The organism is Flavobacterium circumlabens (genome assembly GCF_004345565.1).
Classification (GTDB): Bacteria; Bacteroidota; Bacteroidia; order Flavobacteriales; family Flavobacteriaceae; genus Flavobacterium; species Flavobacterium circumlabens.
Genome location: NZ_SLWA01000012.1, coordinates 88,329 through 101,396, shown reverse-complemented (window position 1 = coordinate 101,396; position 13,068 = coordinate 88,329). Strand labels below are relative to the sequence as shown.

Here is a 13,068-nt window from a genome sequence, read left to right as displayed (position 1 = left end):
TCCAGTTCCATTCCAAGCTTTTACTTAAAATACCTTATTTTTCAATTCCGTTAGAGAAGCTTCCAATGGTCGCTCTGTAACAGCCAAAAAAATATAGTTTTTTTTATAAAAGGCTTTTTATTTTAGTCTGGACTAACTTCCAATTGGATTTAATAAAAAAAGCTATCGTTAAAGATAGCTTTTTTTGAGAGAATATTTTGTGTTTTATTTAGATTCCGACATAATTTGCAGGTGTTATTGCCATTAATTCGGCTCTTACAGCATCAGAAACTTCTAAAGTCGCAATAAAATTATGAATTGCTTTTTTGTCAATTGCTTCGTTTGTTCGGGTCAGACCTTTCAAAGCTTCATATGGATTCGGATATGCTTCACGACGTAAAATGGTCTGAATTGCCTCAGCCACAACGGCCCAGTTTTTTTCTAAATCTTCAGCAAATTTAGCTTCGTTCAGAAGTAATTTGTTCAGACCTTTCAGGGAAGCTTCAAAAGCAATAATAGTGTGACCGATCGGAACGCCAATATTACGTAAAACAGTACTGTCGGTCAAATCACGCTGTAATCTTGAGATGGGTAATTTAGCCGATAAATGTTCAAAAATAGCATTTGCCATTCCCAGGTTTCCTTCAGAGTTTTCAAAATCAATCGGATTTACTTTATGTGGCATGGCAGATGATCCAATTTCGCCTTCCTTGATTTTTTGTTTGAAATAATCCATCGAAACATAGGTCCAGATATCGCGGTCTAAGTCGATAATAATAGTGTTGATTCTTTTTAAAGCATCGAAAAATGCTGCAAAATGATCGTAGTGCTCAATTTGTGTTGTCGGAAAAGAATGGTGTAAACCAAGACCCGTTTCAACAAATTTGCTTCCAAACTGTTTCCAGTCGATTTGCGGATAGGCTACATGATGTGCATTGTAATTTCCTGTTGCTCCTCCAAATTTAGCAGCAAACGGAACATTGAACAACAACCGCAGTTGCTCTTCTAAACGCTCCACGAAAACCAGAATTTCTTTTCCTAAACGGGTAGGAGAAGCCGGTTGTCCGTGTGTACGTGCCAACATCGGAATGGCTGCCCATTCTACGCTTAATTCTTTTAATTTTGAAATTAAAGAAATCAGGGACGGCATATAAACCTGCTCAAAAGCTTCTTTTGTAGAAAGCGGAATTGCAGTATTGTTAATATCCTGAGAGGTTAATCCGAAGTGAATGAACTCTTTGTATTGAGATAAACCCAGTTTTTCAAAAGCATCTTTAATAAAATACTCTACTGCTTTTACATCGTGATTGGTCACTTTCTCCGTTTCTTTGATCCAAAGCGCATCTTCGGTAGAAAAGTTTTTATAGATGTTACGTAAACTGTCAAATAAATTGGAGTTTACGTCTTTTAGTTGTGGTAATGGTACTTCGCACAAGGCAATAAAGTATTCAATTTCAACCAATACACGGTATTTGATTAAGGCTTCTTCAGAGAAAAAAGGCGCTAATGAAAGGGTTTTATTTCTATATCTTCCGTCAATTGGAGAAATAGCATTCAATTCGTTTAAAGTAGTCATTGTTATGTTGTTTGTTCGAAAGGTGCAAATATAAACAGAATTTGGGGATTAGAAGTCATCAAAACGGGCAATTGTACTTTTAAATTGATTTTAACCGGTCTCTTAAAATCGCCACTCCTTCAGAAGCAATTTTAGGAATGATTTCTACTTTATTCTGAAGATTCGGAATTGCAATTGGCTTGGGATCAATATAAAAAACAGGAGTAGTGCTATACGTATAAGATATCAGTCCGGCAGCGGGATAAACCTGTAGCGATGTTCCGATTACAGCAAAATAATCTGCTTCTTCGACCATTTTAATAGCTTCCTCGAGAGCAGGTACTTCTTCGCCAAACCAAACGATATGCGGGCGTAGCTGATGTCCGTTCACATCAAAATCTCCGGTAAACAAATCGTCTTTCCAATCCAAAATCAGATCTCTGTTTTGCGTACTTCTCACTTTTAGCAGTTCGCCATGCAGGTGCAATACATTTGTACTTCCGGCGCGCTCGTGCAAATCGTCAACATTCTGAGTGATAATATATACGTCAAAATCCTGCTCTAATTCGGCTAAAATCTGATGACCTAAATTAGGCTGTACTTCTTTGAGCTGTTGGCGTCTTTTGTTGTAGAAATCCAATACCAATTCCTGGTTTTTGTGCCAGCCTTCTGGAGTTGCGACTTCCATTACATCATGACCTTCCCATAAACCGTCACTGTCGCGAAAGGTTTTGATGCCGCTCTCAGCACTAATTCCGGCACCGGTTAAAACGACTAATTTCTTTTTCATTTTGATTTGATTCTGAAAAATAAAAATAATCAATTCCAAATGAACACAGTCATTGATTTTATAAAAAATGAATGTATTGAAGTAGTTTTTTTAGTATTTTTACTATGAATAATTTGCAAGGCGTTGATTTTTATTGCTTTGCTTTTTAATAAAAAAAGTTAATGATACTAATACAATTTACAGGTTTGTCAGGTTCCGGAAAGACTACATTGGCTAAAAATGTAGAGCATTTGCTGGTAAATGAAGGGCATAAAGTAAAAATAGTAGATGGTGATCTATACCGAAAAACACTCTGTAAAGATCTGGGCTTTTCAAAAGATGACCGGTACGAGAATGTAAGACGTCTTTTTAGTGTAGGACAGGATTTTATTGCGTCCAAAGTTATTGTTCTGATGTCTGTCATAAATCCCTATGAAGATTTAAGAAATGAAATCAGCCGGCATAATTTTGTACGAACGGTCTATCTGGACTGCTCGATAGACAATCTGATTAAAAGAGATCCAAAAGGATTGTACAAAAAAGCACTGTTGCCGGATAACGATAGCAATAAAATCAACAATTTTACCGGAATTAGCGATGTTTACGAAGTTCCTTTAAAAGCTGATTTAACCTTAAAAACAGATTCAGAAGCAGAGTCTGTTTCAACCGGCAAACTGTATTCTTTTATACTGGATAACATAACCAATATGGCTCAGTAAGTATTTTAAAAAAATAAATTTAAACATGGAAAATAGCGATCACCCCCTTTTACATTGGATTCCGAATAAGTTAATTGAAAAAGAGGGAGAGGTCTATTTTGAATGGATTTATTTGGGTGACAAAAGGTATCTGGACCCTTTTTTCGAGGAAACGCTGGTAAAATGCGCAGACCATCCTGACAATTTAAAAAGATTTAAAGTGGTAAGCAGCGCCGATAATCTTATTGACTGGGCTGCCCAATTGGTTTCTGCGGAATTAAAAGCATTTGTATTTCATGTCTCGCGTTGTGGGTCTACTATGCTGGCGCAGTCTTTGGCCGTTTCCCCACAAAATATAGTGATTGCAGAAGCGCCAATTATTGATGCGATCGTAAGAAGTGAACTTTTTGATCTGGATAAAAAAAGAGTTTTAATAAAAGCCGTAATCGCTTTACTGGGACAAAAAAGATTTCCCGATGAAAAGAATTTAATCGTAAAATTAGATTCCTGGCACATCTTTGAAGCAGGCGAATTAAGATCCATTTTTCCTGAATTGCCTTTTGTCCTTTTGTACAGGAATCCCGCCGAAGTATTAAAATCCCATTCCAAACTCAAAGGAATGCATATGATTCCCAATTTACTTCCTTCCAAAATTTTTGGAATTACGAATAAGGAAATCGAAGAAATTGGTTTTCACCAATATAGTGCAGTGGTTCTGGAAAAGTATTTTCAGGCTTATTTTGATTTTCAACAAAAAGATCAGAATGTACTGGTTTACAATTATAAAGACGGAATGCGGGATATTCTCGAAAAGGTTATTGATCTGATAAATGACGATTATTATATCGAAGAAATCGACCAGATGTACGAGCGTTTGAAGAAACATTCTAAAAATGAAACGAACGTCTTTAGCGGTGATTCTTTTATGAATGAAAATTTAGCAATGGATCTCAGCAGGGTGAATCATTTATATGAAAAATTAGAACAGAAATTATCAGGACAGTTGGCCGACAGAAATTGAACACTCCTTTATTAACGATTCTTTTTTTAGTATTTTTGCGGCAAATACAACCCAAATGATTGATTTAGATTACCTCGCCTTTCTTGAAAATATACTGACAGATAACCGAAAAGAAAAATTTCTAAAAGTCCTCGCCAGCCGTACCAAACATTTTACGATTGCTGTGGAAGATGTTTTTCAGATGCACAATACAAGTGCCGTGATGCGCAGCTGCGAAGTTTTCGGAATTCAGGAATTGAATATTATCGAACAGCGTTACGGTAAAAGGATTGATAAGGAAATTGCAATGGGCGCCCAAAAATGGGTAGATATCAATCAATTTGATTCGATTACGAATTGCCTTTCGACTTTAAAAAATCAGGGTTATCAGATCATTGCCACAACACCTCATGAAAATGATTGTTTACTGGAAGATTTTGACATTACAAAACCAAGTGCCCTATTTTTCGGTACCGAACGCGACGGACTTTCACAGGAAATTCTGGACAAGGCGGATGGTTTCCTGAAAATACCAATGGTCGGTTTTACAGAAAGTCTGAATATTTCTGTTTCAGCTGCCATCATCATTCAAAACCTTACCAACAGATTGCGTAATTCGGATATTGCCTGGCAGTTGTCTGAAGATGAAATCCTTGAAAAACGTCTGGCCTGGGCAAAAAGTTCCATTAAAGATATCAAGAGAATCGAAGCGCGTTATTTTGAGGAAAATCCGCGATAAGGTTCTAAGCTACTAAGTCTCTAAGCCACTAAGAAAAAAAACTCAGAAACTTAGAGACTTAGAATCTCAGTACCTATTTTTTCAAAAACAGAATAAATCCCAACACACTAACAATTAAAATAGTCAGTGCTGCCACAACCATGGTTAGATCGCGAATATTTTTTCCTGCCCAGTCCATAAATAAAAATTTATGCAGGATGGCAAACGAATAACCTTCTACTTTATCTGAATTTTTAATAACAGCCGCCAGTCTTGAAGTGGCCGTCTCGATATAATAAGTTGTTTTTTCCGGGGTGTCATAAGTCAGTTTTATGACCGGTAACCTTTTGTTGACAAAACCATATTCCCTGCTTTCAAAGTCAGTTACAATTTTTGATTCCAATAATTTTGTGTTTTCCAAAGAAGGCTGAGGTTCGTCATCAGTACTTTCGATCATTTCGCAACAAGCCTCTCTTGGGGCGCCACCTGTAAAATAATACGCCAAAAATTCCGCATAGTCAAAATCCAGATTAGGCGCTATTTGGTTGGTCACGGCATTGATATAAATTACTTCTGATTTTGGATCTTCTTTTTTGCCCCATTTAGAATTGGCATCTCCTTTTGGTTTTTTGAACTTTTTGGTTTCTTTTTCTGCCAGCTGACAACGATAATAAGTGCTGTCGTTTAAGCTAATGATTCCAATATTTTGAAAACGATTCCAGTCTAAATCTAAGTTGTTATTAGGAAACGGAATTTCTTTGGTTGAAAATGTCGGTTCATAAACCATTTGCGATAATGTATAGGGTGCCCATTTTGTGGTGGCATGATACGCTCCGCTAAAGGCAAATGTCAAAGTGAAAAGCGAAACCCAGATTCCGATTTGGCGATGGTATTTTCTAAGCCCTTTTTTGGGTTGCAAGCTGTCTGTTTTTTTGAATTGTTTCCACAACAGACCATAGATTACTATTCCGCTTAAGGCAGAAAATCCAATGATGGACAATAGAAAAATCATGGTAATGATTCGAATACTATTGTTTGTAATCGCATCGATAAACGACCAGTTATGAAAAGTATCAAAAAACCAGATAAAAGCCTGTCTTGAACTTGGGTTATAAGTGGCCAGTTTGCCTGAAGAGGTTTCCACATATACTTCCATAGCATCAGAGCGATCGAAAGTTATTTTGTAAACCGGTAAATAACGGTTTACATATTTGTATTGTGAAGTGAATTCGGTAACGACTTCACTTTTTTGTACGGGACTTTTCTGATCGTCGAGAAAATAACGCGAAAGCCATTCAGCATATTTCTGGTCTCCGTTTTCGAGCTTTTTAGCATTTGAGGTATCAAAATACAACAAATCTCCCGGAATCATTTTTACCTGATAGAAAGTCGTATTATTAAAAGAAACAATACGGAAATTTTTGAAATCATTAATGCTGTTTCTCCTTAACACCTCCTGAATCGAAAAATGCAGCTGATTTTTATCGATTACTTGCTGTTCGAGTTTGTCATGTGCAATTTCGGGCTTAAAAAAATGCGCCATAAAGGGATGCATCAAACCCGATAATGTCCAGAATAGTACCGGAACAATGGTAATTAATCCGATAACACGATGCCATTTGTACATGTGCTGTTTGACTTTCCTGATGAATTTGGAATCTTTCTTTTTCGAAGATTTTTTATTTATTTCTTTACTCATAATTAGCTTCTGATATTTTTTTTAGCCACAGATTTAAAGGATTTTTTATTTTGATTAGCATTCTAATCAATGTTAATCATTTCAATCTGTGGCAAAAATGTTAGATTACTTTTTTAGTGAAAAATTATATTGAATTCCAAAGACAAAAGTTCTTGGCGCAGCGGCTGTGTAAGTAGGCTGAGCGTTTGTGGTATTGGCTCTTGAAACATTGTAGGCGTATAATTTATCGGTAAGATTCAGTACGTTTCCGTAGATCTCAATTTTTTTCCACTGATAACCAATTCTGGCGTTGAACAAATTGTATCCGCCATATTTTATGGTATTGATCTGATCCTGATAATAACTGCCCACGAGCTGCCATTCGACCGAAGCCCTTAAATCAGGAAGCCAGTCCGGGTAATAACTCACCTCAGAATTTCCGGACCATTTTGGGGCTGCGGGCATTTCTTTTCCGTTTAAATCCTGAACCGGGTCGCTTGGTTTATCAGAGAGCTTAAAATCGATATAAGTGTGTTGTGCATAAGTCCCGCCAAAACGAATATTGAATTGTTTTGATGGACGGTAAGAAGCACCAAACTCGATTCCTTTATGACGCGTTTCTCCGGCGGAACGATAATCGGTTGAGTTGTCTGCCAGTTTGATGTTTAATAATTCATTTTTGCCTTCCATATAATACAAAGCATAATCGAAGTTTAATTTGTTTTCTAAGAAAGAAAACCAGCCTCCAATTTCGTAATTATTGAATGTTGCGGGTTCCAGATTATAGTAGAAATCAGCAGGAACACCCGTTGTTCCTCCGGTTCCGGGTTTAGTCCTGAAGATTGAAGTAATTCCGGGAGGTGCAAAACCTTGTGAATAGTTACCATAAAAACCGGCATATTCAAACGGATTATAATTGGCACCAACCTTAAAAGTCGCTTTGTCATACACTTTGCTTCCGGAAGAAAGATCCAGTGCATTGTCGTAGTTCACTTTCATATTATCGTACCGGCCGCCAAGAGTAAGGATAAATTTTTCGAATGGATTGATGCTTATTTGAGCATATCCCGCTGTATTAAAAATATCTGCAGTATAATCCGCCAGTTTCGAATCCGGATGTTCTGCAATAATCTCATAAGAAGCTACCGTTTGTTTCCCTGCTTCTCCCGGGTTTAGGTTGGCTTTTAAGTCAATGACGTACGACCAATAGGTTACGGGAGAATAATCGTATAAAGCACCTGCAACAATTTTAGTATTCAGGAAATCGAACTTTTGAGTATGCTGCCCAATAGCGCCGTAACTTTTAAAGTTGTTCGAATTTACTTCTCCTTTGGCTGTTGTCGGATTTACGGTTGGACTCCATCGGATTCCGTAAGAAGGATTCTGGCCTAATTTGTTATCTCGCAAATAAGCGGTAATGTAACTGCTTGATTTGTCATTCCAGTCGTGTTCGAGTGTCAATCGCGTTCTTAAAGCGTCAGATTTTCGATAGGTAAAATCGGAACTGCTTTTGTAGGTTCTGTTGTTGAAGGCATCTTCATTAACACTCCCGCTCATGTCGGAATAGTATTTACCGTACATCGTGTTGCTGATCAGTCGGGTAGAAGGAGATATGTTATAATCGATTCGGGCATTCAGGTTGTCTTTGTTATAATCCGAATACGTCATCCAGCCATTTTCCTGAAGGCTTGAAATTCCGGCAATATGAAAACCAACTTTTCCAATTGTGGCACCTCCGGCAGCCTGAAATCTTCTGTAGCCATAATTGTCAGCCTGAACCCCGAATTTAAATTCCGGATCCACAGGTGGCTTTAACGAAATTAAATTGATGGTTCCGCCTACCGCTTCCGGTCCGTACAATGAAGAAACGGGGCCTTTTACCACTTCAATGCTTTGCAAATTAAACTGATTGATTTCTAATAAAGCATTATGATTGAAGATTCCCATTGGACGAATGGGTAAGCCGTCCTCCAGATATAAATAATAAGCATTGGTGGTCATCGGCTGGCGAATCGACATCATGTGCTGCTCGTTTCCTAAATTAACCATTAAAACCCCCGGCGTTTTGTTGATGATCTCGTAAACTGCCGTTGCTTTGGTTTCATTGATCGTTTTCGCGGTTATTTTACTAATGGCGACTGGTGTTTCCTTACGTAAAGTTGCAGTTCGGTTGGCAGTTATAAAGACGTTTTCCAGTTCCTGAGATTTTGTTGTGTCTTGTTCCGTTTTATTTTGTGCAAGAACACATTGCCCTAGGATGAGTAGGGTAAAGTATATTTTTTTCATTTTAAATTATATAAATTTTAAAAGTAACATGTGATTTTCCTGATGTTAAGACAAGAAAAAATCTTTTCAGTTATAAATTGAAAAGAGTAGCTAAAAATTTATATAAAATAGGATGGAGGGTGAAAAGTACTGTTTGAAACCGAAATAGGTTTCTCTGTGAAAGAGGCAAAAAGTGCTAATGCTGATTCGATTGGTGTTACTAATTTGAAATTAGCTGTAGGTGTATTTTGAATGTAAACAATCTCTACTTTTTCTTTTAGATTGTTTTGCATTTTCTTTTCGTTGTCGGCGTATTTTTTTAAACTTTTTTGAAGTTCACATCGGCCGTTACAGGAATTAAAGATCATTTTACGCTGTACGCAAATGGTTTTTGAAATTTCGTCCTGATTTAATTTGAATGAGGTATAAACAAAGAAACTGCCAAATGATGGCACTAAAAGCATAAAGGAAAGTAGTATGATAAAAAACTTCTTCAAGGGCTGATTTCGTTGTTACGACCGCAAAAATACATCTTATTCGTTTTACAATGAATAATTTTTGAACTTTTTCTAAAAAAAAATCCCCACCTACATTTGTAATGGGTATTTTAGAAATGATAAACCCGACAGGTTTAGAAACCTGTCGGATTTAAGTTTTTTAGTCGCAGTCTCATTATTCAGTCTGAGTGTAAAACTGAATACTGAGACTGACACCTGAATACGGTGACTTATTCTTTAACAAGAACCCAGGTTCCTGAAGCTAATAATGTTTCTGCTTTTTTGAATTTCATTGTTTCTGTTTTACCAGTGGCAACTTCCTGAACTGTTACAGTATCATTACGGTTGATTTTTGGCATATCTCTCACAATGGTTTCCGTAACCTGACGTTGTTGCGTTTCTCCGGCTTCGCGGTTGATGTCTTCACTGTTTACAATTTCGTCTTTGCTTAATTTGAAGTTTTCTTTTTGACGAACTTCTTTTGCTTCGTGAATTTCAGGAACGTTCTGAGCTGGTAGATCACCTTTGAATAGGAATGAAATAACCTCTTTGTTTACGTTGTCTAACATTCCTCTGAACAAATTAAAAGCTTCTAATTTGTAGATGAGCAATGGATCTTTTTGTTCGTGAACGGCTAACTGAACGGATTGTTTCAATTCGTCCATTTTACGTAAGTGTTTTTTCCAGGCCTCATCAATAATAGAAAGAGTGATGTTTTTCTCGAAATCAGCAATTAATTGCGCTCCTTCGCTATCGTAAGCTTTTTTCAGGTCAGTAACAACGTTCAGTGTTTTGATTCCATCTGTAAACGGAACTACAATACGCTCAAAATGGTTGTTTGGTTCTTCGTAAACTCCTTTGATGATTGGGAAAGCTTCTCTTGCGCTTCTTTCTGTTTTCTCTGTATAGAATGCCAAAGCTTCTTTGTATACTTTCCCTGTAATTTCAATATCAGTTAATTTCGTAAAATCAGCTTCAGAAATTGGAGAAGTAATTCCGAAATAACGAATTAAATCAAAATCAAATGTTTTAAAATCATTTGCAGCTTTGTTTTGGCTTACAATTAATTCGCAAGTATCATAAAGCATGTTGGCAATATCCAGTTTCAGACGCTCCCCAAACAAGGCGTGACGGCGACGTTTGTATACTACTTCACGTTGGGAGTTCATAACATCATCATATTCTAATAAACGTTTACGAACACCAAAGTTGTTTTCTTCTACTTTTTTCTGAGCACGTTCGATAGATTTGGTCATCATAGAATGCTGAATAACTTCACCTTCCTGTAATCCCATTCTGTCCATTACTTTAGCTACTCTTTCAGAACCAAATAAACGCATTAGGTTGTCTTCAAGAGAAACATAAAACTGTGAACTTCCCGGATCTCCCTGACGTCCTGCACGACCACGTAACTGCCTGTCTACACGACGGGAATCATGACGCTCTGTACCTATGATTGCTAAACCTCCGGCAGCTTTTACTTCCGGGGATAATTTAATATCGGTACCACGACCAGCCATGTTTGTTGCAATGGTTACCACTCCGGCTTTACCTGCTTCTTCAACAATCTGTGCCTCTTGTTTGTGCATTTTCGCATTCAAGACGTTATGTGTAACGCCTCTCATTTTCAACATTCGGCTTAATAATTCTGAAATCTCTACAGAAGTTGTTCCAATTAATACCGGTCTTCCTGCATTCGATAATTCCGTTACATCTTCAATTACAGCGTTGAATTTCTCACGTGTCGTTTTGTAGATATAATCTTCTTTGTCTTGTCTTGACATTGGACGGTTAGTTGGAATTTCAACAACATCCAGTTTATAAATCTGCCATAACTCTCCGGCTTCTGTAACCGCTGTACCCGTCATACCACCCAATTTGCTGTACATTCTGAAATAATTCTGTAAAGTAACAGTTGCAAATGTTTGTGTAGCAGCTTCGATTTTTACATTTTCTTTCGCTTCAATCGCCTGGTGTAAACCGTCAGAATAACGACGGCCATCCATGATACGACCGGTTTGCTCATCGACAATCATAATTTTGTTGTCCATGATCACATACTCCACATCTTTTTCAAATAAAGCATAGGCTTTTAAAAGTTGTGTTAAAGTATGAATACGCTCGCTTTTTACGCCGAAATCCTGGAATAATCTTTCTCTTGCTTCCGCTTCAGAATCTTTGTCTAATTTTTGTCTTTCGATAGCAGCAATTTCAGTTCCAATATCCGGAAGTACAAAAAAGTCAGCGTCTGTATCTCCTGAAAGGTATTGGATACCGTTATCAGTAAGTTCAACCTGATTGTTTTTTTCTTCAATTACAAAATACAAAGCCTCATCGACTTTATGCATTTCGCGATTGTTATCCTGCATGTATTGATTTTCGGTTTTTTGAAGTAATTGTTTAACGCCTTCTTCACTCAAAAATTTAATTAATGCTTTATTTCTTGGTAAACTTCTGTAAGCTCTTAACAATAAGAAACCACCTTCTTTAGTGTTTCCTTCTTTGATTAATCTTTTTGCTTCAGACAAAAATCCGTTTGCCAGCTGACGTTGTTGCGCCACCAGGTTTTCGATTTTTGGTTTCAATTCATTAAATTCATGACGGTCTCCCTGAGGAACCGGTCCTGAAATAATAAGCGGTGTTCTTGCATCATCAATCAATACCGAATCGACCTCATCGACAATCGCATAATTGTGTTTTCTCTGTACTAAATCGCTTGGCGAATGCGCCATATTATCTCTTAAGTAGTCAAAACCAAATTCGTTGTTGGTCCCGTAAGTGATATCAGCGTCGTATGCTTTTTTTCTTTGCTCTGTACTTGGCTGGTGATTGTCAATACAATCCACACTTAAGCCGTGAAATTCGAATAATGGTGCTTTCCAGGTACTATCACGTTTTGCCAAATAATCATTTACTGTTACCAGGTGCACTCCGTTTCCGGTTAAAGCGTTTAAGTAAAGGGGAAGTGTAGCCACCAACGTTTTACCTTCACCCGTTTGCATTTCGGCGACTTTACCTTCATGCAAAACCATTCCGCCGATTAACTGAACATCATAATGAATCATATCCCAGGTAATTTCCTTACCGGCAGCATTCCATTTATTAGCCCAGACTGCTTTATCGCCGTCAATAGTGATATAAGTTTTGTTTGCGGAAAATTCTCTGTCTTTTGGAGTTGCAGTTACTTCGATAAAAGAATTGTCTTTAAAACGACGTGCAGTTTCTTTAACAACAGAAAATGCTTCAGGAAGAATTTCTAATAAAGTTTTCTCCGAGATTTCATAGGCTTCTTTTTCAAGAGCATCAATAGCATCATAAAGATCTTCTCTTTTGTCAATGTCTTCGATGTTTTCAACTTCCGCTTTAAGCGAAACAATTTTAGCATCTTTGTCAGCTCTGGCTTCTTTTATTTTTTCTTTAAAATATGCGGTTCTGGCTCTCAATTCGTCGTGAGACAAACTCATTAAGCTGGTTTCGAATGTTTTAATTTTATTTAAATACGGCTGTAAAGCTTTGACATCTTTCTGTGATTTATCACCTACAAAGACTTTAATAATACTGTTTATGAAACTCATGATTAATTGTATTTCTATTTTATGTAAATGTTGTATTTAGAACCAAAAAAAAAGCCTCTGTGATGAGACTTTTTCCTTTGGTTTATTTTTTAATATTCATCCTCATTCCAAAGATAATCTTCGTCTGTTGGATAATCAGGCCAAATTTCTTCCATTGATTCATATATCTCTCCTTCATCTTCGATAGACTGAAGGTTTTCTACTACTTCTAATGGAGCACCAGCTCTAATGGCGTAGTCTATAAGTTCATCTTTGTTAGCAGGCCATGGCGCATCACTTAAATAAGATGCTAATTCTAATGTCCAATACATCTGTTATCTGTTTAGTTTGTGCA

Annotated in this window: 10 protein-coding genes; 3 read left to right on the top strand and 7 right to left on the bottom strand. The window is 37.1% G+C overall.

Going from position 1 to position 13,068, the window contains the following annotated elements:
- Positions 1–208: 208 nt before the first annotated feature.
- Together purB and EV142_RS22080 are read right to left on the bottom strand one after the other, a co-directional pair.
- A complete protein-coding gene (gene purB / locus EV142_RS22085) occupies positions 209–1,555 on the bottom strand; it encodes an adenylosuccinate lyase (protein WP_132038052.1) in 1,347 nt (448 codons plus the stop codon).
- A 79-nt stretch (positions 1,556–1,634) separates the two neighbouring features.
- Positions 1,635–2,324 (bottom strand): SIR2 family NAD-dependent protein deacylase, encoded by a 690-nt coding sequence (locus tag EV142_RS22080; RefSeq protein WP_132038050.1) that lies wholly within the window; start codon positions 2,322–2,324, stop codon positions 1,635–1,637.
- A 161-nt stretch (positions 2,325–2,485) separates the two neighbouring features.
- On the opposite strand from EV142_RS22080, the gene cysC reads away from it, so the two are divergent.
- Genes cysC through EV142_RS22065 form a run of 3 tightly spaced genes read left to right on the top strand, consistent with a single transcriptional unit; the run spans position 2,486 to position 4,740 of the window.
- Positions 2,486–3,022: an adenylyl-sulfate kinase gene (gene cysC, locus EV142_RS22075; protein ID WP_132038048.1), complete on the top strand. Its 537-nt coding sequence runs from the start codon at positions 2,486–2,488 to the stop codon at positions 3,020–3,022.
- Between the two features lie 25 nt (positions 3,023–3,047).
- Positions 3,048–4,022: a sulfotransferase family protein gene (locus tag EV142_RS22070; protein WP_132038046.1), complete on the top strand. Its 975-nt coding sequence runs from the start codon at positions 3,048–3,050 to the stop codon at positions 4,020–4,022.
- 55 nt (positions 4,023–4,077) lie between these two features.
- Entirely contained in the window at positions 4,078–4,740 is a 663-nt protein-coding gene (locus tag EV142_RS22065) for a TrmH family RNA methyltransferase (RefSeq protein ID WP_132038044.1), read from the top strand.
- 73 nt (positions 4,741–4,813) lie between these two features.
- Here the strand turns inward: EV142_RS22065 and EV142_RS22060 are convergent, their stop codons facing one another.
- From EV142_RS22060 to EV142_RS22040, 5 genes are all read right to left on the bottom strand, one after another.
- A complete protein-coding gene (locus tag EV142_RS22060; RefSeq protein WP_132038042.1) occupies positions 4,814–6,418 on the bottom strand; it encodes a PepSY-associated TM helix domain-containing protein in 1,605 nt (534 codons plus the stop codon).
- A 105-nt stretch (positions 6,419–6,523) separates the two neighbouring features.
- Positions 6,524–8,683 (bottom strand): TonB-dependent receptor, encoded by a 2,160-nt coding sequence (locus tag EV142_RS22055; protein WP_132038040.1) that lies wholly within the window; start codon positions 8,681–8,683, stop codon positions 6,524–6,526.
- A gap of 98 nt (positions 8,684–8,781) precedes the next feature.
- On the bottom strand, positions 8,782–9,159 hold the full coding sequence (locus tag EV142_RS22050) for a hypothetical protein (protein ID WP_244606819.1): 378 nt from the start codon (positions 9,157–9,159) through the stop codon (positions 8,782–8,784).
- 230 nt (positions 9,160–9,389) lie between these two features.
- Positions 9,390–12,734 carry a preprotein translocase subunit SecA gene (secA, locus tag EV142_RS22045; RefSeq protein WP_132038036.1) on the bottom strand — a complete coding sequence of 1,115 codons (3,345 nt, stop codon included), beginning with the start codon at positions 12,732–12,734 and terminating at the stop codon, positions 9,390–9,392.
- A gap of 89 nt (positions 12,735–12,823) precedes the next feature.
- Positions 12,824–13,045 (bottom strand): DUF2795 domain-containing protein, encoded by a 222-nt coding sequence (locus EV142_RS22040; RefSeq protein ID WP_007138072.1) that lies wholly within the window; start codon positions 13,043–13,045, stop codon positions 12,824–12,826.
- Positions 13,046–13,068: the final 23 nt, after the last annotated feature.

Bases quoted from the DNA above. Each gene is read 5' to 3' on its own strand.
- purB (WP_132038052.1), bottom strand. From the start codon at position 1,555: ATGACTACTTTAAACGAATTGAATGCTATTTCTCCAATTGACGGAAGA.
- EV142_RS22080 (WP_132038050.1), bottom strand. From the start codon at position 2,324: ATGAAAAAGAAATTAGTCGTTTTAACCGGTGCCGGAATTAGTGCTGAG.
- cysC (WP_132038048.1), top strand. From the start codon at position 2,486: ATGATACTAATACAATTTACAGGTTTGTCAGGTTCCGGAAAGACTACA.
- EV142_RS22070 (WP_132038046.1), top strand. From the start codon at position 3,048: ATGGAAAATAGCGATCACCCCCTTTTACATTGGATTCCGAATAAGTTA.
- EV142_RS22065 (WP_132038044.1), top strand. From the start codon at position 4,078: ATGATTGATTTAGATTACCTCGCCTTTCTTGAAAATATACTGACAGAT.
- EV142_RS22060 (WP_132038042.1), bottom strand. From the start codon at position 6,418: ATGAGTAAAGAAATAAATAAAAAATCTTCGAAAAAGAAAGATTCCAAA.
- EV142_RS22055 (WP_132038040.1), bottom strand. From the start codon at position 8,683: ATGAAAAAAATATACTTTACCCTACTCATCCTAGGGCAATGTGTTCTT.
- secA (WP_132038036.1), bottom strand. From the start codon at position 12,734: ATGAGTTTCATAAACAGTATTATTAAAGTCTTTGTAGGTGATAAATCA.
- EV142_RS22040 (WP_007138072.1), bottom strand. From the start codon at position 13,045: ATGTATTGGACATTAGAATTAGCATCTTATTTAAGTGATGCGCCATGG.